Annotated in this window: 13 protein-coding genes, 2 tRNA genes and 7 pseudogenes; 6 read left to right on the top strand and 16 right to left on the bottom strand. The window is 56.0% G+C overall.

Features of this window, described 5'->3' with window-relative positions; translation table 11 throughout:
* Positions 1–74 precede the first annotated feature (74 nt).
* A complete protein-coding gene (gnd, locus tag ACFQH2_RS19250; protein ID WP_377077171.1) occupies positions 75–977 on the bottom strand; it encodes a phosphogluconate dehydrogenase (NAD(+)-dependent, decarboxylating) in 903 nt (300 codons plus the stop codon).
* A 668-nt stretch (positions 978–1,645) separates the two neighbouring features.
* On the opposite strand from gnd, the pseudogene ACFQH2_RS19255 reads away from it, so the two are divergent.
* Positions 1,646–1,833: pseudogene (locus ACFQH2_RS19255) on the top strand (DUF5786 family protein).
* 28 nt (positions 1,834–1,861) lie between these two features.
* Here ACFQH2_RS19255 and ACFQH2_RS19260 read toward each other — a convergent pair.
* From ACFQH2_RS19260 to ACFQH2_RS19270, 3 genes and pseudogenes are all read right to left on the bottom strand, one after another.
* On the bottom strand, positions 1,862–2,497 hold the full coding sequence (locus tag ACFQH2_RS19260) for an adenylate kinase (RefSeq protein ID WP_377050931.1): 636 nt from the start codon (positions 2,495–2,497) through the stop codon (positions 1,862–1,864).
* 678 nt (positions 2,498–3,175) lie between these two features.
* A complete protein-coding gene (locus ACFQH2_RS19265; RefSeq protein WP_336331012.1) occupies positions 3,176–3,481 on the bottom strand; it encodes a putative quinol monooxygenase in 306 nt (101 codons plus the stop codon).
* A gap of 56 nt (positions 3,482–3,537) precedes the next feature.
* Positions 3,538–5,759 (bottom strand): annotated as a pseudogene (locus ACFQH2_RS19270) (CDC48 family AAA ATPase).
* A 130-nt stretch (positions 5,760–5,889) separates the two neighbouring features.
* Between ACFQH2_RS19270 and cofH the strand changes: the two are divergent.
* Complete coding sequence (gene cofH, locus ACFQH2_RS19275) at positions 5,890–7,251, top strand: 7,8-didemethyl-8-hydroxy-5-deazariboflavin synthase subunit CofH (RefSeq protein WP_377050927.1); 1,362 nt, start codon at positions 5,890–5,892, stop codon at positions 7,249–7,251.
* 233 nt (positions 7,252–7,484) lie between these two features.
* On the opposite strand, the gene ACFQH2_RS19280 is transcribed toward cofH, so the two are convergent.
* The 7 genes and pseudogenes from ACFQH2_RS19280 to ACFQH2_RS19310 form a co-directional block, all read right to left on the bottom strand.
* Positions 7,485–7,787 carry a macro domain-containing protein gene (locus tag ACFQH2_RS19280; protein ID WP_377077172.1) on the bottom strand — a complete coding sequence of 101 codons (303 nt, stop codon included), beginning with the start codon at positions 7,785–7,787 and terminating at the stop codon, positions 7,485–7,487.
* Positions 7,788–7,862: 75 nt separating this feature from the next.
* Positions 7,863–7,936 (bottom strand) — tRNA-Thr (locus ACFQH2_RS19285).
* A 109-nt stretch (positions 7,937–8,045) separates the two neighbouring features.
* Positions 8,046–8,588 (bottom strand): HIT family protein, encoded by a 543-nt coding sequence (locus ACFQH2_RS19290; RefSeq protein ID WP_377077174.1) that lies wholly within the window; start codon positions 8,586–8,588, stop codon positions 8,046–8,048.
* 194 nt (positions 8,589–8,782) lie between these two features.
* Positions 8,783–8,857: transfer RNA gene (locus tag ACFQH2_RS19295), tRNA-Arg, on the bottom strand.
* A gap of 1,032 nt (positions 8,858–9,889) precedes the next feature.
* Positions 9,890–11,112, bottom strand: a pseudogene (locus ACFQH2_RS19300) (IS701 family transposase).
* A gap of 290 nt (positions 11,113–11,402) precedes the next feature.
* Positions 11,403–11,731, bottom strand: a pseudogene (gene hisE / locus ACFQH2_RS19305) (phosphoribosyl-ATP diphosphatase).
* A gap of 72 nt (positions 11,732–11,803) precedes the next feature.
* Positions 11,804–12,055, bottom strand: a complete 252-nt coding sequence (locus ACFQH2_RS19310) for a winged helix-turn-helix domain-containing protein (protein ID WP_377050921.1) — start codon at positions 12,053–12,055, stop codon at positions 11,804–11,806.
* Between the two features lie 149 nt (positions 12,056–12,204).
* Between ACFQH2_RS19310 and ACFQH2_RS19315 the strand changes: the two genes are divergently transcribed.
* Positions 12,205–12,819 (top strand): hypothetical protein, encoded by a 615-nt coding sequence (locus ACFQH2_RS19315; RefSeq protein ID WP_377077176.1) that lies wholly within the window; start codon positions 12,205–12,207, stop codon positions 12,817–12,819.
* 488 nt (positions 12,820–13,307) lie between these two features.
* On the opposite strand, the gene ACFQH2_RS19320 is transcribed toward ACFQH2_RS19315, so the two are convergent.
* Positions 13,308–14,612: an RNA-guided endonuclease TnpB family protein gene (locus tag ACFQH2_RS19320; RefSeq protein WP_377050917.1), complete on the bottom strand. Its 1,305-nt coding sequence runs from the start codon at positions 14,610–14,612 to the stop codon at positions 13,308–13,310.
* Between the two features lie 44 nt (positions 14,613–14,656).
* On the opposite strand from ACFQH2_RS19320, the pseudogene ACFQH2_RS19325 reads away from it, so the two are divergent.
* Both ACFQH2_RS19325 and ACFQH2_RS19330 read left to right on the top strand, forming a co-directional pair.
* A pseudogene (locus ACFQH2_RS19325) lies at positions 14,657–14,796 on the top strand (IS200/IS605 family transposase); the annotation flags it as partial.
* A 133-nt stretch (positions 14,797–14,929) separates the two neighbouring features.
* Positions 14,930–15,380 (top strand): annotated as a pseudogene (locus tag ACFQH2_RS19330) (macro domain-containing protein).
* A 196-nt stretch (positions 15,381–15,576) separates the two neighbouring features.
* On the opposite strand, the gene ACFQH2_RS19335 reads toward ACFQH2_RS19330, so the two are convergent.
* Positions 15,577–15,894, bottom strand: coding sequence for an RPA12/RPB9/RPC11 RNA polymerase family protein (locus ACFQH2_RS19335; RefSeq protein ID WP_377050915.1), 318 nt, complete (start codon positions 15,892–15,894; stop codon positions 15,577–15,579).
* A 195-nt stretch (positions 15,895–16,089) separates the two neighbouring features.
* The gene (locus ACFQH2_RS19340; protein WP_377050913.1) at positions 16,090–16,662 is read right to left on the bottom strand and encodes a cysteine hydrolase family protein; all 573 of its coding nucleotides are present in this window, start codon (positions 16,660–16,662) and stop codon (positions 16,090–16,092) included.
* 161 nt (positions 16,663–16,823) lie between these two features.
* Here ACFQH2_RS19340 and ACFQH2_RS19345 point away from each other — a divergent pair.
* Positions 16,824–18,194, top strand: a pseudogene (locus ACFQH2_RS19345) (nicotinate phosphoribosyltransferase).
* 92 nt (positions 18,195–18,286) lie between these two features.
* Here ACFQH2_RS19345 and ACFQH2_RS19350 read toward each other — a convergent pair.
* Complete coding sequence (locus ACFQH2_RS19350; RefSeq protein WP_377077276.1) at positions 18,287–18,430, bottom strand: DUF7557 family protein; 144 nt, start codon at positions 18,428–18,430, stop codon at positions 18,287–18,289.
* A gap of 45 nt (positions 18,431–18,475) precedes the next feature.
* Positions 18,476–19,156 (bottom strand): IS6 family transposase, encoded by a 681-nt coding sequence (locus tag ACFQH2_RS19355; protein ID WP_377050907.1) that lies wholly within the window; start codon positions 19,154–19,156, stop codon positions 18,476–18,478.
* Positions 19,157–19,249: the final 93 nt, after the last annotated feature.

Genomic DNA, 19,249 nt, shown 5'->3' on the forward strand with positions numbered 1-19,249 from the left:
CCAGTTCGGAGAGCAATGCGGAAAGCAACTTCGAGATCCGCGGATACGACTCCGACGACTCCATCGGTACGATATTACTCGCTCTTGTCCTGTCGCTTGATCTCGTGACGACCGAACCCATACCGGAGACGATTGGCGAGACGCCGTGAGAATCGCGAGTTGCGACTACTGAAGCGTTCGGCCAGTGCGCCGTAGATGAGGGGAACAGGGACCTCCTGTTCGAGCGCTTCCTGGACAGTCCACGTTCCAGTCGAGCCACCCGCAACGTAGTCTGCAACGCCATCCAGATCGTTCCCCTCTTCGCGGAACGCCTCTTCACAGAGTTCGAGCAACCACGAGCGGATTACCGCTCCGTTGTTCCACGTTCGTGCTACTGCTTCAAGGTCGAGATCGTATCGTCCGTTCGCGAGCAGTTCAGAGCCTTCACCGTACGCCTGCATCAGCGCGTACTCGACGCCGTTGTGGATCATCTTCACGTAGTGTCCGGAGCCTGCTGGCCCCATCCGTTCGTGGCCGTCAGGGCCTGTCGCGACGGCATCGAATACGGCTTCGAGTTCGTCGTATGCCCACTCCGGACCACCAATCATCAACGAGAAACCGCGTTCTGCACCGGCGGGCCCGCCACTCGTTCCACAGTGCAGATACGCAGCGTCAGTTGACTCTGCTCGCCGAATCGAATCCTGAAAGTTCGAGTTCCCGCCGTCGACGACGATATCATCACTGCCGAGCGATGGTTCGAGTTCGTCAAGCGCGGCGTCAACTGGGTCACCCGCTGGCACCATGAGCCAGATGCGTTTCTCGTCGCCAAGCTGATCCGCGACATCCGAAATCGATGCCGCCCCCGATGCTCCCCGTTCAAGAGCCGTTGCAACTGCGTTCTCGTCAATATCAAAGGCCACGACGTTATGACCGGCAGCGAGAACTCGATCCACGACGATCTGGCCCATTCTCCCGAGCCCAATTATACCGAGTTTCATACGTGTTCTCCTCAGTAGTCGGGACGGTCGGGACTCGACAGTTTCGATACTGAATTGAGCACCCGGTGGGCTCAGATACACCTCTTTGCGGTCCAAGGGATTGTTACGACTGAGCAGAGAGTGTGAGATGGCGGCAGTGACGAATGGTTACCCCTCTGAGCCCCTTGTGATGACGCGAGAATCCGAGCCGCCACTTCATTCCGATAGAGTCCAGAATTACTGCTGTCGCGTGGAGCGAGCTGTTCAGAACGTCGGCCCCATCCCGAACTTTGTCTTCACAGCTGGGCACACTCGAACAGTCTCCATACCCTCTGGTGCAAACACTCGCACATAGGCCTCAGTCACGAACGAGCCACAATTGTCGCAGGAAGGCATCGTATTTGTCTCTGGTCAACCAGTAGGCATAGGTATTCGGTTCGCTGGATACTGTATTCAAACCCGTTTCATCGTGTATTGACATACGGGGCACTTTCGCTCGTTGCCGTCTACCTCGAAATCAGACTCCTGGCCGGTCCACCCGCATTCCGGACACTGTGCAACGTCAGCGGTCATTATCCTTCGAGATGGAGAGCCCAGCCCCATCTATCTTGGTATATGATACCGAACGTCTCATAATCACCTGCAAGCGGACCGGTTGTTTTTAGTCCACGCCACCGCTATCGTCTCATATGGGTTTTGGGAGCTATGACGAATCCGAGCAGCAGAACCAGGACGTCAATGCCGATGATGAGGACAGTGAAGGCGTGAGTGTTCACGAAAACGAACACGAAGGCGAGATCACGTTCAGACGGACGCGTCCACCGATGAACTCATGGACCAGCTCGCAGAGATCAAGGACGGCGCTGACGAAGAGTAGAATCAACACCTGGCGCTATTTTCCGGTATTACGAACTGGTCGACTGCACGGCATCTTTGACGTCCTCCCAAACCGCTTCGATGGATTGCTCCCCATCGATTTCGATTAGTTCCCCACGATTCCGATAGAACTCGATGAGCGGCTGCGTGTTTTCTTGGTAGACGCGTAGCCGCTCACGGGCCGTTTCTTCCTGATCGTCCTCTCGGTGATAGAGGCCACCACCACACTCGTCACAGGTCCCTGCCTCCGCCGGTGGGTTGAACTCGACGTGGTAGTTTGCCCCACAGTCAGAACACACTCGTCGCCCAGTAAGCCGGTCAACCAGTACATCTTCGTCGACCGCTAAATACAGCACACCATCGAGGTCGGTGATCGAGTCGAGATATTCGGCCTGATCGTGATTCCGGGGATAGCCGTCGAGCACGAACCCATCTGCAGCCGTTAGTTCTGCTTCGACGATCTCGTTGACGACAGGGTCTGGAACGAGTTCGCCTTCGTCCATGAAACTCCGGGGCGTACCGTACTCAGTCTCCATATCCTTGTTCGCGCGGAGCGCGTCACCGGTCGTGACGTGCGCAAGATCGAATTCGTCAACGAGGCGTTCGCACTGTGTCCCTTTCCCGGCACCAGGAGCCCCGAGAATAACGAGTCGTAAATCAGCCATACAGTAAGCGTCTACGAGCAGCCCTAAAACATCGCTGAAATCGAAATTACGAGTAGTGTGAGAGGACGTTATATATTATTTTTCATACCAGTTCCTTACTCACTCGATTCGCTCAATACAGGGAGCTGATTATCCTATTCGATGGACAATAACTCAGGTTGAGAGTGATATGACTGAACGCTATCAAATTGTGGGAGACTGGTGTTACCTATGTACAGGTCAGTTCTCGGTCGCGAAATGAAGCGATCCACCACTCCATGCAGCCAACTCCTTTTGATTCCGGCGAGAATCGATCACCGCTTCACAATTCGGACACTCGTAGGTAAGCGAATTGGCGAGTATGTGGATGGTCCAGTCGCCATTAATATGACTATCGAGACCGCACTCGGGACAATAGAGGGTCGCCTTGTCGGGCGGCTGTCGCTCAGTAGTGGAAGTGGAGGGCGTCATTTCCTTATCTTCTCTCTGGACAGGGATAACCGTATCGTACTTCAAGTGGAGTATCGACTCGCCACTGACGGTGGATATGATAGATTCGGAGACGATGTTTGACACGTTACATCTCTATTTATCAGCGTATTCAGCCATATGTGAGGAAAGTAATATATTTATCAATGATTCTATAATACCCTCGGTGTATAGTGCAGTCCCGACGGCGTTCGATTGCCGAGAACGACGTTACAGCTCGAGTTCGGTAGCGCTATCGACGTCGAACTGGATAACTTCGGGTTCGCCGGCAAGGAGGTCCGGCAGTGCCGCCTCAAACTCCTGGAAGTGTGCTGTTTCCGTATGCGACTCGAACGCCTCTGCGTCTTCGTACTGCTCGAAGAAGCGGATGACGTTCGAGTCTTGGACATCCGTCGTCGCCCGGTACTCGATCATCCCGTCCTCTGCCTGTGACTGCTCGACGAGATCGTCGACCAGTTCGAGCGCTTCATCACGCCGACCCGGATCGATCGGAAAACTCGCGTGAAGTACGATCATCGACAGCCCGGGCCACAAACTGCCAGCCCAAAAGTTCTCCTGATACCTCCCGTTGCTTACTGGAAGCCTCGAGGACCACTCCCGGTCGTGTCCGGCCAGCGTTCTCGGTCGAGTTCCTCATCAATCCGCTCGTAGTATTCACTGGTCGCATCGGTCATCGTCGGTCGGATCCGGTCGATAGCGCGATCGAAATGACGCATCGAAACGACCTCCATGTCATCTCGTAGCGCTTCGATTGCGGCCTCTCGGGTGAGATTCTCGAGATCGCTCCCCACGTAGCCGTCGGTCTGTTCGGCTAACTCGCGGAAACTCACGTCGGAGGCGAGCGGCGTTTCTTCGGTATGCACCTTGAGGATCTGTTCGCGATCCTCGAATGTTGGTTCCTCAACTTTGATCAACCGGCCGAACCGCCCCGTCCGTAGGAGTGCCGCATCGAGCATATCCGGCCGGTTCGTCGCCCCGATTACGACCACGTCTTCCATCGACTGAAGGCCGTCGAGTTCCGTCAGGAGCTGGTTGACGACACGGTCAGAACTCCCACCGTCCGGACCCTGGGCACGGCTCGTCGCGAGACTATCGAGTTCGTCAAAGAAGACGATCGAGGGCGAGACTTTTCGTGCTTTCTGGAAGACCTCCCGGATCGCTTCTTCAGATTCGCCGACCCATTTCGAGAGGAGTTCCGGCCCGCGAACCGGAATGAAATTCGCGTCCGTTTCGTTGGCGACGACTTTCGCGAGGAGCGTCTTCCCCGTTCCGGGAGGTCCATAGAGAAGGACGCCCGACACTGCATCGATCCCGAGTCGTTCGGAACTTCTCCGGGCTATCGAGTGGCCAGACAACACTCTCGCGAAGCTCTTGCTTGACGGTATCGAGCCCCCCGACGTGCTTCCACGTTACCTCTGGAATCCGAACGTCGACCTCGCGGAGCGCAGAGGGCTCGATTCCGGGAAGGGCACGTTCAGAAGTCGACCGCTTTGACGACTATCTGCTCGACGAGAGACGGCGGTATCTCGTCCTCCTCGATATCGATCTCCGGAAGATACCGTCGGAGGGCGTGCATCGCGGCCTCCTTCGCGAGTGATTCGAGATCTGCACCGACGAAGCCCTGCGTCTGCGTCGCGAGATCACTTGGATGGACGTCTTTCGCCAGTGGCATCGCTCGGGTATGAATACGGAGGATCTCCTCCCGGTCGGCTTCGTCGGGAACACCAATCTCGATTTCCCGGTCGAAGCGGCCAGGGCGTCGAAGCGCAGAATCGACCGCATCGTGTCGATTCGTCGCACCGATAACGACGACCTCCCCGCGGTCGTCGAGTCCGTCCATCAATGAGAGTAGCTGGGCGACAACTCGGCGTTCGACCTCTCCCGTGACCTCCTCTCGGCTCGGAGCGATCGAGTCCAGTTCGTCGATGAAAATGATCGCGGGAGCCTCCGCTTGCGCCTCCTCGAAGGTGTCACGGAGCTCTTGCTCGGACTCGCCGTAGTACTTCGAGATGATCTCCGGCCCGGCAATCGAGTGGAAGCTCGCGGCGGTCTCGTTGGCGACGGCTTTTGCAAGAAGCGTCTTTCCTGTGCCAGGTGGCCCATACAGGAGGACACCTTTCGGTGGCTCGATACCCAGCCGGTCGAAGAGCTTGGGATGATTGAGTGGGAGTTCGATCATCTCCCGGACGCGGTCAAGTTCTTCCTGAAGTCCGCCGATCTCGTCGTACGTAATGCCGTCCTGTGTTCGGACGTCGGGATTCTGCGAGACTGGCGTTTCGCGAACTTTGATAGTAGTGTCGTCAGTGACTTCGACGACCGTTGCAGGATCGACATCGGTCGCAACGAAGGTGAGCGTATCTCCGGGCGAGCGCAGGAACGGCTGCGTGCTCTGGGCAGTTATTGGAACGAGATTATGTTGGGTGACAGAGCGGTGGAGTAACTGCTGTTTGACGACACCGACAACATCGGGATCGAGCGGGGTCTGTATCTCGTCGGTCGGCGCGAGCGTGACCTCGTCGGCGAACTGGATCGACGCCGATCGAACAGTAGCTCGCTCCCCGAGAGCGACGCCGGCGTTGTCCCGAGCAAAGCCATCAATACGAATAATATCCTCCTCCCAGTCTTCGGGATCGGCCCGCTGTGCTTTCATAACCGCCGTCTGCTCCCCCTCGATAGCAACGAATGCACCAGGACTCAGTTCGAGTTCCTCGAGGCTAGACGGGGCGATTCGAGCAATCCCTTTCCCAGTATCGGTCGGATACGCTTTCTCGACTGTGAGCTGAATCTCGGTCATATCCCAAACTCTTCGGCAGTAATCACGTGTAGGTCGGCAACCGATACTGAAAAAGGGTGTGGAGGGAGACAACGGCTCTCAAAGCGACGGCCACGCAGACTTTTTACTACTACTGCGAGAATCGGCTTCCGTGGCGAACGCACCCGAACAACGGACAAACATCCCGCGGCAGCGGTTCGATTTCACTCACCAGCCCGAGACGGATCAATCGTTCGAGAACGCGTTAGACAAGGCGAGAAGCGGCAAGCGACTGACTGTGGCCGACGGCGTCGAGCTGATGACCACAGGATCGGATCGACAGGGAATTGATCCGACGCGCAAGGAGGCTGTTCTCGAAGCGGCGGATCGTCGACGGGCGGAACAGGTCGGTGAGGAAGTCACGTTCGTCGCGAATCTCAACAATAACGTCACGACTGCTTGCAACACGGGCTGTCTCTTCTGTAATTTCAAGGACCGCTCCGAGCAGTTCCGAACATCCTATCAAGAGGGCCACGGTGGGTTCACGAAGACACCTACAGAATCGCGAGCTATCGTTCGTGAGGCCCTCGAAACGGGCATCTACGAGGTAACGTCCGTTTCAGGTCTGCATCCAGCGTTTGCACTCGACGATGAACATCGCGAAGTTCTCGATACGAGCGACCGCGGCGATCTGAACTACCGTCCTCCTAGCGAGTACGAGACGAATCCCAGCACCTACTGCGCCCAGATAGAAGCGATGGACGTCGGTGGCGTCCACGTGCATTCGATGACGCCAGAGGAAGCATATCACGCCCAGCGCGGGGCGGACTGGAGCTATCGAGAGGTTTATTTGCGGTTGAAGGAAGCTGGACTTGACTCCGTTCCGGGGACAGCTGCTGAAATCCTTGTCGACGAAGTGCGGTCGGTTATCTGTCCCGGGAAAATAAGTACCGACGAGTGGCTCGACGCGATGACCGCAGCAGCTGATGTTGGCCTGCCGATGACCTCGACAATCATGTACGGTCACGTCGAGAACGAGATGCATCGCGTTCTCCATCTTGAGCGGATTCGCAAACTCCAGGACTGGACCGGGAACATCACTGAATTCGTCCCGCTTTCGTTCGTGCATCAGGAAACGCCTCTCTACGACCGCGGCATGGTCTCAACTGGGGCCTCCGATGCCGAGGACGAACTGATGATCGCCGTCTCACGGCTGTTCCTCGACAATATCGACCACATCCAGTCGTCGTGGGTGAAGTTCGGGAATGCGAAGGGGCTAAAACTGCTCTCCTGCGGAGCAGACGACTTCATGGGGACGATCCTCTCCGAGGAGATAACCAAGCGGGCAGGCGGAGAATACGGCGAGTTCCGTTTGTTCCAGGACTACGTCGAGATGATCACTGCCATCGGTCGGATCCCAGTCGAACGGTCGACAGACTATCAGCAGTTCCGACGACTCGACCCCGACGATCCGCCAAACGGACCAACTCTCGGTCCTCAGGCAGATGGAACTCCGATGCTACCTCCTGCATGAACTCGTACGAGGAGGTACCTTACCAGTGCCCTTGAACAGCTCTAACTTCACGAGTGGCGTCCACAAGGCTCTCGAAATCACTCTCAGAATGGCAAATCACGCGGACATCGGCCAGAGATTGGGGATCAAACTGCTGGATTTCCCCACAGATGCACGTTGCCCCTGCTTCAAGATCGACTCCTCCGCCTCCACAGCCAAGGAGCGGAAGGACAAGAGATCGACATCCCAAGTGATCAGCCCGCTCTAGAACAGTCCGGGTCGTTGTTCAGAATGCTGGCTTCTGTCGCTAGTCCAGCTCCTGAAACAGGGACTGCATGGAGAAGGTAGAGCGCAGGGAGATCATACGCCTGGGTTACGACGACATCACCAGCATCGAGAGGCTGCTCTCGCGTTACCTCTTCGACCATTGAGTCACCCACTCGATCTCGAAACGCACCCGAAACACCACACTCCATCCGACACTCGGGATCGGTAGTGTTCACCAGCCCATGGGCGGTCTGCCGAGTGATGTCGCCCTGGACAATATCATAGTACATACTGAATATTTGAGTCTACAACGTAAAGGGCGGGGGTGACTGGGTCTCTCGCGTTCTCATACCACACCGCTTGAAAGCCGTGGGAGGGAGTCGAACCCTCGACTGGACGCTTACAAAGCGTCTGCTCTGGCCAACTGAGCTACCACGGCACAGTAGAAGCCAGAGCAAGAAACGCTTAATCAGTAGCGATATACGCTCGATGCCATCTCTATCGTGATTTCTCCTCACTACTGCCCCTGATGACCGAGAAGAGGCTAGTTAGCTGTCCACTCGAACTGCAGTCTCCCCGTCAACAGCTCGAGTATCATCGAGGCCCGCGAATGCAGTATGGAGGCGGTCGTACGTTTCCTCGACAGCCTGGACGATAACTTTGGTATTTCCGATGACAGGCATGAAGTTCGTATCTCCTTCCCAGCGAGGAAGGATATGGGTGTGCAAATGGTCACCAATCGACCCCCCGCTTCCCTCCCCAAGATTGAGCCCAGCGTTAAACCCATCGGGGTCGAACGCCTTTCTCATCGCTTCAGATGTCCGCGTCTTGAGCTGTGCATGACTGAGCAACACCACGTCTGAAAGCTCCTCGTACGCCCCTGTATGCGCTCGCGGAATGACCATGACGTGCCCTGGATTATAGGGGTAGTTGTTGAGCATGACGAACGCGTGGTCGTTTTCCGCGACGATCAGATGCTCCCGATCGTCGTCTCGCTCGGGGAATTCACAGAAGATACACTCGTCCACATCGGGGTTCTTATCCTCTCGCTCGATCCACTCGATCCGCCACGGAGCAAAAATCTCGTCCATACCAGGAGTTCCGCCATCACCGATTTACCTCCTGTGAAAGGCGACTGTCGATTCTCTCGATACTGAACTCGCCAAAACAACCCTCAATAAGAGTGTCACAAAACAGATGGCTTGCAGGCATACAGTCGACTCAGCCGTGCAACGCAAAGCTCCGAGTGGATCATTATAAATCGAACAGGACCACTGGTCCTCGACGGGCGGTGCAGGATTTGAACCCGCGACAATCTGGTCCGAAGCCAGATACTCTATCCAAACTGAGTTAACCGCCCGCAGATGACGATATCAAACTCAAATTGATAATACCGACGATGTACGGTCCTTCGTATACCACACAGATCACAGAATTACTGATATCGAACCAATTCGGAGGAGTTCGTTTTACTGAAATCCCCATTCAGAAGAGTTCCGAAATCCTTTCCCCAGACGGTTTATTAGACTCCTAGGTGCCTTTGGACGACACCATCCGAGACCGTGTTATCTTCTTGGGCGGGAAAGCAGCGGGTGTCGATTGTCCCAACTGCGAGTTCAGGAGTCGCGATGTCGAACTGGATATCGTCAGGCTCACGGATACCACCTGTCCGGAATGTGGAACAACGATTTTGACCGAAGATCAGCATGCACAGCTCCGGCAGGCTGGCAAGCTCTGAACCGCTACACCTAGAATCGAAGATCCTGAAACGTCCAGTCTGAGGGTAGATCTAGTTCGAGTTCTGTGATACGATCGCGGAGACGAGACTCAATAGAGCAATCCCAATCAAACGAGTACCCAGATTCCTCCCACCAACTCCAGTACCGGGGAACAGTCGGATCGTACCCAGTATCGGGGCCCACGAGACACTCGACGAGAAATCGCTCCTTTGTGACCGTCAAATCGGGCGTAAGCTGAACAGAGAACTCAATTGCATCCTCTGAGGAGTTTCTCAGAAGGTCTGTAGCTGCCATCTGATCGGCATAAAACGCTAGTTCGAGCGCCGAGCGCACCCATCGAGGGTTATCCTCGACACTCCCTTGGAAATACGATGCGATAGAATGGGAGGGATGTCCGATACCCCATCCGTACGTCCACGCTTCTTGGCGAGCAAGGAAATACTCGGACGCACTCGAATAGGCACGGAGATATCGAAGTGCCGTACTTGGAACCGCCTCGACATCGTCCTGATATCGGGTTCGAATGACGAACCGCCCGACGCCGTTGACGAGAACGTGACTACAGGCGGGAACGCCAAACTGGTCACGCGGTGAATACGTTGCGAGCAGCTTGTCGTAGAACGCCCACCCATGCTGTAGCGCAGTTTTTTGACTCAGCTTTGCACGTTAGCGTCAGCTGTTGAGTGAACGAAGAGGTGGTCGATCTCTTCCATGAGGTCATCAACGCCTTGGTCATCGTTGTCCCGAACCCACGAGAGGAGGTTGTAGACGGCTTCTTTCAGGGAGTGTTCGAGGTTCGCTCGAAGCGATGACGCTTTCGAGCGAACCGTTCCCAAGGCGCTCGAGTCAGGATCAAGACGAACGAGACTGTAGGCGGCCATCAGAAGGTGCCAGTGCCGACTGGCACCTTCGTCGGTCTGCATCTCGCAGTCTCCTGGGCCGAGATCCTGCTTCGAGTCCTCGAAGAACGTCTCGATGCGCCATCGCATTCCGTAGGAGCGAATCACGTGCTCGGTCGGTGCGTCGATTTTGTTCGTGGCGAGGTACTTGACCGGATTCTCTTCGTCTGCCTCGGTTTCTTTCTCGGCGATAACCAGCTTCACGTCTCCCAACTGGGAGACGGGAAGCTTCTTCGTCCAGATATGGTAGGTTTCCTCATCGACATCGCGCTCGACCGTGTCGATGCGCTCTGCCAGCGCATCGACGCGGAGTTCTTCGCCGGCGTAGGTCACCTTGCGATTGCTGCGGAGCGGGCCGATCCAGTCCTTGCCGTAGGATTCGATGTGTTCAGGAAGGCCAGAATCGTGAGCGAACCACGAGTCGAAGAGGTAGGTGTCCGCAGGCACACCTACCTCTTCTTCGAGTTCCGTGACGATCTCGCGGGCGAGATCGTACTTAGTGTCGTGGTCTTGGTCATTGTCGTCCTGTTGTTCGTAGAGGCGGAAGGTGAGGGGTAGGCGGTTTTGTCGTCGGCGTAGAAGGCGTAGATGAGGTCTTGGCCCCAGACAGTGTCACCTTCAGCGTGATCGTAGAACCGGCCGACGCCGGGGACGTCGTCCCCGGCTTTCTCGGTGATCGTGTCGTCGAGGATGATGTAGCCATCCTTTGACCAGCGTGTTTCACCGTGTTTCTGGAGTTCCTCGAGACGTTCGTGGTTGAATTGCTGTTCGTCCCAGTCATACTCGGTGAGGAACTTGTTGAGAGCTCGTTTTCCGCTGGCTGGAAGAACTTCGCGTGCGATGCCCGCCACGGTCTTGTTGCTGGCCGCAACAAGACCTGTGGCGTAGGTTTTGGCGTGACGGCGTTGTGCTGGTGATAGCGAGTCGAACTCGTCGAACACGCGCGTACATGATAGGAAGTCCGTGATCGGCATCATCCGTCTTTGCCACCGCTTACGTCACGCTACCACTTCAACGTGCAAAGCTGAGTTTTTTGAGTAAGTTTGCGATCGGGCGATAGTACTGCCAGCGAAGTGACCGGAGATCCGATGATGAATTCGAGGTCGATGTGAGTGCTTCCTCGTACGTAGCAACGACTGTTCGCACCGAGTCCGGCTCCTCCGGCGTTGCATTGGTCACAACCTGATCAAGTTCGTCCATACTCACACTTTACCTATTAGAATGCGAGACGGGACTACGAAAAGTAACTCGCGGTTCTATGACCCACTTATCGACGGTGTTCGAGTTCGGCTCGAAGATCGTCGAGCGTGAGATCGTACATCGAGAGGAGTACTAACAGATGATAGACGAGATCAGCACTCCCGGCGGCAATCTCGTCGGTATTTTCGTCTTTGGCGGCCAAGACGAGTTCGGTCGTCTCTTCACCAGCTTCTCGAGGACGGCGTTGTCTCCCTTCTCGTGGGTGAACAACGACGCCGTATAGGAACCGTCAGGAAGCGTCTCTTTTCGGTCCTCGATGATCGCAAACAGTTCGTCGAGTATGTCTTCGGTCACGAAAGCACCACCCTGGATACGAGTCTCATACTGAACGTGCATCACCGCGTTGCCAGAGATGTTTCGATATCCGCCTCATCAAAGACGTATCCAAGACGCAGTACCAGAAGGAATCTATTCCGCCCCAGTAGTATCCGACTCGGTGAGCCGATAGAGCCGCTGTCGTGCGTCTGCGAAGTAAATATCGTCCTCGACGACGCCGGCGGATTCGAGTTCGTTTAGTGCATAGCGTACCGTCCGTGGAGACAATAGAGATTTTTCTGCGATCTGTTTCTGGGTCAGTTCGCCGTTGTACTCGAGGACCTTGTAGACAAGCTTGGCACTCGGCGCCAGATCGGACACGCCCTCCGTGTCACAGGTCGACATATCGGACAGATCCATTTGGCGTAGGATGGCTGTTTGAAAATAGTCTGCGATACGTGGCCTTCCCTACGTGCGTTCGTTTTATCGGGAGGAGAGACTGATAGTTGAGAGGTAAGATTTTATCGCCTCCCCGAACGAGGGCTAACTGGATTGTGAGGAATTTGGACGAAGAGAAACTCTTCACGCATATCGACTCGGAACAGTTTATCGATCACTATGTCGACCGGTTCGTTCAGGATATCGAGACGGACCGTATCTCTACATACGAGTTTGACAAGATGCTTCTCGCGGAGGGCGGCGAAGGGAACATTCCTGGAGAAGTGATCTGGGGAGCTGTTCGTGATTTTCAGAAGCACATCGGGATGCTCTCTGATATCCCAGACGACGCCGAGGCAATACGAGACATACAGCGATATCTCCAGCACCTCAATGCGAATCCGAATGAACAGGCGGTCAGTGCCTTCTTCACATATCTCCAGGACAACTACGAGTCTATCACGACTATTTCTGAGAACGCGCTCATCGAAATCCCCGATCCGACCGCTCCGAAGATCGGTGACTACCCGGTTGTCGACGTGATTCTCTATGCGCATCCTGATGGAACAGTAATGAAAACGGTCGAAGCGACACTCTACAGCGCGAGTTTCTCCGTCGACGATCCGGATGCGGTGTTCGACCACGTTAGCCAAAAATCCCGTCGAGAGACGTCGAGCAATACGCCGATGACGTCTATCAGGCGACCGTTGAGGAGTTCCGAACCCGACTGACGGCCAATCTGATCGATAATCTGGATCGAGAAACGCTCACCGAGGCGGGCTATACAGAACTAAAGGAAGAACCGATCCCCGAAGACGTGAATCGACTCCACGCGGGAAAGACTGCCAGCTACTGGCAGAAAGAGATCTGGAACGTCGACGGGATCGACGCTACAACGGGCTTTGCCCGAATATGGTTTCTCCCGGACGAAGAGGTCGGCGTCATTGGCCCATCCGCGGGTGATTTCGACACAGACACTGCGATCTCTCGAATAAAAGCCGAATTGCAGTAGTGACACCACTCAACCGACGGTCGATCAAGCGTAGAGAAACCAGATAATTTATAATGTATTTTATTTGCCTGGAGAGACGAGGAAGGGTATGTCCCCCTCAGAGCTAATCGAGCGGCTGAACGAACACACCCCAGAGGGCGTGACTATCCACGATCAGCGGCAAGTAAACAGCCTCGGGCACGGTGGCCCGAGGCTTTTGTAGTTCCCTCAGTCGTGCGCTAGCACTCCCTGCTCGGCAAGCGAGCGGGATGAGGTTGGGCGGCTTACGCGCCCCGACCCGGACAGACGCACCAACCGGACTTGCGGTTGGGTTTTGTGAGTCCGGTAATCCGAATCAGTCCCGTCGATTTTCGCCTTCTCGCGCCACGCGATGTTCACCGACGCATTCCGGTCGGCGTGGTCTTGCACCACGGCACACTCGTCATTCGCACACCGGAACCTGCGGCCTTTCCGAACCCCACGTTCACCACAGCACGAACACGTCTTCGAGTTGTAGTACGCATCCACCGTGTCCGTGGGTATCTCTCGCCAGATCGCCTTGTACGAGACGAACGTCTCGAACTTGTGGAACGGCAGTTTGTGCAACCGGCGGTTCATATACGACCCGTACTGCATCTCCTTGCGGATACCGCTCATATCCTCGAACACGATAACCGGGTTCGAGAACTGCGCTGCGAACTCCACAACAGCACGGGAAAGGCGATGGAGTACCCATTCGGCGAATCGTTCCTCTTTGTCGCCGAGTTTCCGATGAATGCTCGTCTTGCCGTGTTCTTGACAGCGAGTGGTGATCGTGTGGTAGCGTTGGCGTTCCTGCTTCACCCATCCGTAGCCGAGGACAAGTGTACCCTTCGTCCGCATCGTCTCGCGGTCGAGAGCGGTAAGCGCGACGTTGCGCTCGTTGATATCCACGCCAACCACAGTATCGGCAGTATCAGGTTCGGGCACGTCGAACTCGCGTGTGACCGTGACGTGTAGGTAGTACACGCCATCGCAGTACAGGAGTTCGGCCTGCCCCACATCCACCTCATCCGACGTGAGGGCGTCTTGAAGTTCGTCCATTGTGTCCGGTTCGCCGCGCAGGTGTCCGTTCACCTTTTTGTAGGGTTTCGGGCTGATGCGAAATCGGACGCGGTTCGTGTCGTCGGCCACGGTGAGGCGGTAGCCTTCCGTGTGCGCCAGCACGAGTGGGTACGCACCAGATTTGTCCGTACTCGGCGGCGTCGGTTTGCCGTCATCAGGGTCGTCTTGATTCTCCCACCACTCTTTAAGCGAATGGTAGGAGTCCCACGTCTGGAGGGCTTTGCCGACGACCGCGCACTTGTTGTTCCGCAAGAAGTCGTCGCGGTCAACCTCCCGTTGTATCTCGGTGCGATTGTACCCTTGCCGTTTGAGGCGGATGGTGTCGTTGAATATCTCGCGTGAGGCGAGGCGGGCATCGTGAAGCCACGACCGCTCACCAGACGTTATGTGGAGGCGCGTCTGGATGGTTTTCGTGGCTTCCTCACCCATACTTTGACGGTTGTTCCATACTATCATAAATATAGGGATTAGGGATGGAGGGATACCGCAGTCATGCGTATTCGATTAGTTCTGCAAGTATTACTTCGTGTGGTTCCCGAAGTACCGCCATTCGATTCTCGGCGTAGTGGAGGACGATGTGCGAGAGTTGTTCGCGGAGACTGCCGACCACTTTAGATGTCTTTGAGACGGACTCTTCGTGACGGAGAATCGAACGAAGCAGTCGCTAGCTCTCCGATCGATACTCTCTAATTCAGATGGACTTCCGCGTCCTCCAAGGCGACATTGCCTAACAAGAGGCGGACGCACTGGTGAACGCTGCGGTAACCTCGCGCAAGATGGGAAGTGGCGTTGCCGGCGCGTTTCTCGACGTAGCAAACGGGCCACTCGAACGCGACGCAGTCGCTCGTGGACCAGTCGAACTGGGAGACGTGATCGTCACGGACGCGTACGATCTCGATGCCGACTACGTGATCCACACAGCTGCGATGTCCCATTCAGGCCCGTACCCAATCGCAACTGCCGAGAGTATTCGCGAGGCCACGCAAAATTCCCTCGAAACGGCCGATGAACCCGGCTGCGAATCGCTGGTATAGCCATTGCTTGGCTGTGACTCCGGCGGGTTCCACACACGAAGGCGCATCCCTCATCTGCGACGAGATCCAAGCGTTCGAACCGACGACACTCGAAGACGTTCGTGTTATCGCCTACTCGGACCGAGAGCGAAACATCCTACGACAGCTTGTGAGCGACCAGTAGCACCCCTAGACGGGTCGACTGAGTGGTGTTTCAAACCTGTTCTCGTGGGTCCGCTACTCCAACGGAGGGAAGGTAGTATCAACAACTGATAGAAGGGGTGTGACCGATATAGAGGTCACATGCGGCACGGCTGCGTCTTTGTACTGAAGACGCTGAACCAGCCGCTCAGTAGCCACGGAGTTTGCGAGATGCGCCGTCAGGACTCGCGCCACTTGTGGCCGCACTCGACGCAGGTGAACAGCCGAACCTCGTAGGAGCCGCCCGGCTTCGGCATCATCTCGTAGTAGGCTTGGTCGCTGTCGCAGTCCTCGGCCGGACAGGGCTCCTGCATCGTCTCGGTGGCGTCCTGGGTCGCGTCGGCCACGGCGGGTGCTCCGTCGTCCCGCTGTCCATTCTGGGTCGTCATCGCCGCTTCTGTGTGAGAGTCTCGCGGCTCCTCGTTCTCACAGGAGCGACACACCCACGTGTCGCCCTCTGTGTGCATTATCGAACCACACTCATCACAGAACTGCATATAAATAGGAGTACACGGTTGTCGGATATATGTGTTAACTTTCGATCCGTCGTGGAGTTCAGGCAACTGCTCTTACTGAGTGTATCTCGGACGGCGTCAGAGAAATTCCACGTATTGGCAGTTGCATATCGGCGACGAGAACTCACACTTTCAGGCTTGAAGCTACACTGAGAGAAGTACGATATCAGACGTCCACTACTGGAATTCGATATCGACGCGGTCGGTAGTTTCGCCGAACAGCCAGTCGGCGTGCTCGACGGCGTACTCGCGGTGGTCCTCTTCGATGAAGCCGAGCGCATCCTGCACGACCACCGGTCGGTAATCGCGGAGCCCGGCACTCCCTCCCGTATGGAGGACACAGACGTTCGCGAGCGTCCCGCAGATCAGGAGGTCGTCGATACCATGCGTATCGAGATGCCCTTCGAGATCGGTCCGATAGAACGCGTCGTAGGTGTGCTTGACGACGACGTGGTCCTCGTCTCGCACGTCGAGGTCGTCGACGAGTTCCGCATCCCACGTCCCCTCGACGACGTGTTCACCCCAGCGTTCGAACTCGTCGTAGTAGTGGGCATCATCGAACTGTTCGGGCGGATGGACATCCCGGGTAAAGACGATCGATGCGCCAGCGTCGCGGCCTGCCTGGATGACCTCGTTCACAGGATCAATCGCCTCCTCGCTCGCCGGTGCATACAGACTGCCGTCAGGGTGACAGAACCCGTTCTGCATGTCCACCACGATAACCGCGGTGCTCTCTGGATCGTATGCCATACACGAACGATTCGACTCGTCAGAGAATGAACGTTGGGGCAAAGCTCGACAGACGATACGGTGGACGTTATTGGTCTATGATCAGATAATTAGAAACGCCTGACTCGAGGCACCGTAGCTCGTCGTTTTAACACGAAGTGGCCTATAGACGCTGGTGTACCATGACCCAAACGACCTTCGGCTATCTCACCCCAGAAAACGCACCGCTCTTTACAGACCTGTATGAGTTGCGGATGGCACAGACGTACTACAATCAGAACCACAATCCAAAGGCAACGTTCAGTCTGTTCTTCCGTGACTTACCGGAGAATCGCGGATACATGGTGGCAGCGGGGCTCGAACAGGCGATTCACTTCATTCAAAACATCTCGTTCGGTGACCGAGCGCTCGATTTCCTGGACCAACAGGGATTTGATTCGTCGTTCCTCTCACATCTTGAGTCACTCGAATTTTCGGGCGAAGTACGGGCACTCCCCGAGGGGACACCCGTCTTCGCAAACGAGCCAATGCTCGAGGTCACTGCACCGATCTTACAGGCGCAGTTGCTGGAAACGGTCCTAATCAACCAGATCGGCTTCCAGACACTTATCGCGACCAAAGCGAGTCGGATGCGCGACGTGATCGACCGACAGGGTGACGGCCAGCGGCTGGTCGACTTCGGCTCACGACGTTCCCACGGGACGGACGCGGGAATCAAGGCCGCACGAGCCGCGTATATCGGGGGATTCGCGGGGTCTTCTGAATACCGCTGCTGGGGAGTTATTCGGCGTTCCAGTCTTCGGGACGATGGCACACTCGTGGGTCCAGAGCTTTGAGTCCGAGCGCGAGTCTTTCGAGACGTTCGTGGCCGAGCACGGCGCCGACAGCATCCTACTGATCGACACATACGACACAGTACGCGGTGCACAGCTCGCAGAAGACGTCGCAGACGACGCCGGCGTGGACGTGCGCGGCGTACGACTCGATTCCGGGGATCTACCCGCGCTCTCCCAGGAAGTCGACGAAGTGACCCCTGATCTCGACCAGTACATCTCCTCGGGTATCGACGAATACGCGATTCAGGAGTTTTCGAACGCGACGGCGTTGGGGTCGGATTCGGTCCGGGGACGGCACTGGTCACGAGTACGGATTCGCCGAAAGTCGAAGGAGTCTACAAGCTCGTCGCAGTCCAACGCGACGGCGAGATGCGCCCGACGATGAAACTCTCGACGGGAAAGCTGACTTATCCCGGTGCGAAGAGCGTCCGGCGGATTGAGGAAGACGACGAGTACGTCCGCGATATCGTTGGACTCCGTGACGAGTCACTATCCGGTGAAGAACAGCTCGTGACCGTCATCGAGAACGGTAAACGAGTGACTGAGCTCCCTGATCTCGAGGAGATTCGCGAGACTGCACGAGATCGACGGCAACGGATTCCGGAGACAGTTCGACAAATCGAGAACCCCGAATCCTATACGGTCGAGATCAGCGACGGCCTGCAAAAAGAGACTGAAGAGTTACAGACAGAACTCGAACAAAGAATCAACGAGTAGTGCATCAGCAACATCGCCCCTAACCAGGAGTAACTTCGCCACTATGAGAGTCCATCAGTGGCTACGGACTAATTTTAATCTCAGCAGTACGATTATTCGGTCTTAAACAGCGTCAGCTCCTCAGTTTCGTAGATGTTGATGAGTTCGTTGATGATCTCGTCGTAGCTTTCGTCCTCGATGCGAAGTGCGTCGAGTCGCTCGATTGTTTCTTCATTGACTGAGATGTCGGGCATCATCTCTCCATAGTCGAGGATACGACAAAACCCTCTCGACGGCACTGTCTAGTTCTGGATGACCTCAGCTGGCGTTCGTCCATCGAGTGCTTGGTTGGGTCTCTCGTGGTTGTAGTGGTGTCTGAAGCGTCGTAACCACTGTTTCGCGCTGGATTGACTGCCCCTCCAGAAGGAGTGAAAGCGGTCGATTCGCATGGTCACAGTCTGGAACCATTTTTCGATGTGGTTCCGGATTCGGTAGTCGAGCCGACCGCTCAAATCGTGACGTGAGAGGGCAGTCAGATAGCCGCCAGCATCGACGAGAAACACTGAATCGGCGACATCGTGTTTCTGAGTGAGCCGATGCAGGAACGCCGCCGCGGGGTCAGTCCCGCGGCGGCTGAACAAGTCAACTTCGAGAAGCAGCTTTGATTCAGTGTCAACAGCGGCGTACAACCACTTCTTCTCGCCGTCAACCTCGATCTGTTTCTCATCGACCGCGACCCGCGACGGCGACGCCGTCGGCGGGTCGCTTTGTGTTTCAGATAGCCTATGAACCCAGTTCCAGACTGCACCGTGAGAGCGATCGACACCCAACAGCTCTAAGATAGCGACCATCTCCCTGATCGACAGCCCCGCCGTATGGAGACGCACCCCAAACCACCGGACGGGTGTCGGGGTGCGCTCATTCTCCCAAACGTCTTGACTGTCCATTTCCAACGTCTCTCTGAGCAGGTCTGCGAGTGACATGAGCACCTCTCGCTACGGCCTGCTCACTTCTCAATCCCTCAACTAGACAGTGCCCTCTCGACACAGCAACGACCGAACGGACACCTACAAAAC

It is taken from the genome of Natronoarchaeum sp. GCM10025703, from assembly GCF_042661985.1.
Classification (GTDB): domain Archaea; phylum Halobacteriota; class Halobacteria; order Halobacteriales; family Natronoarchaeaceae; genus Natranaeroarchaeum.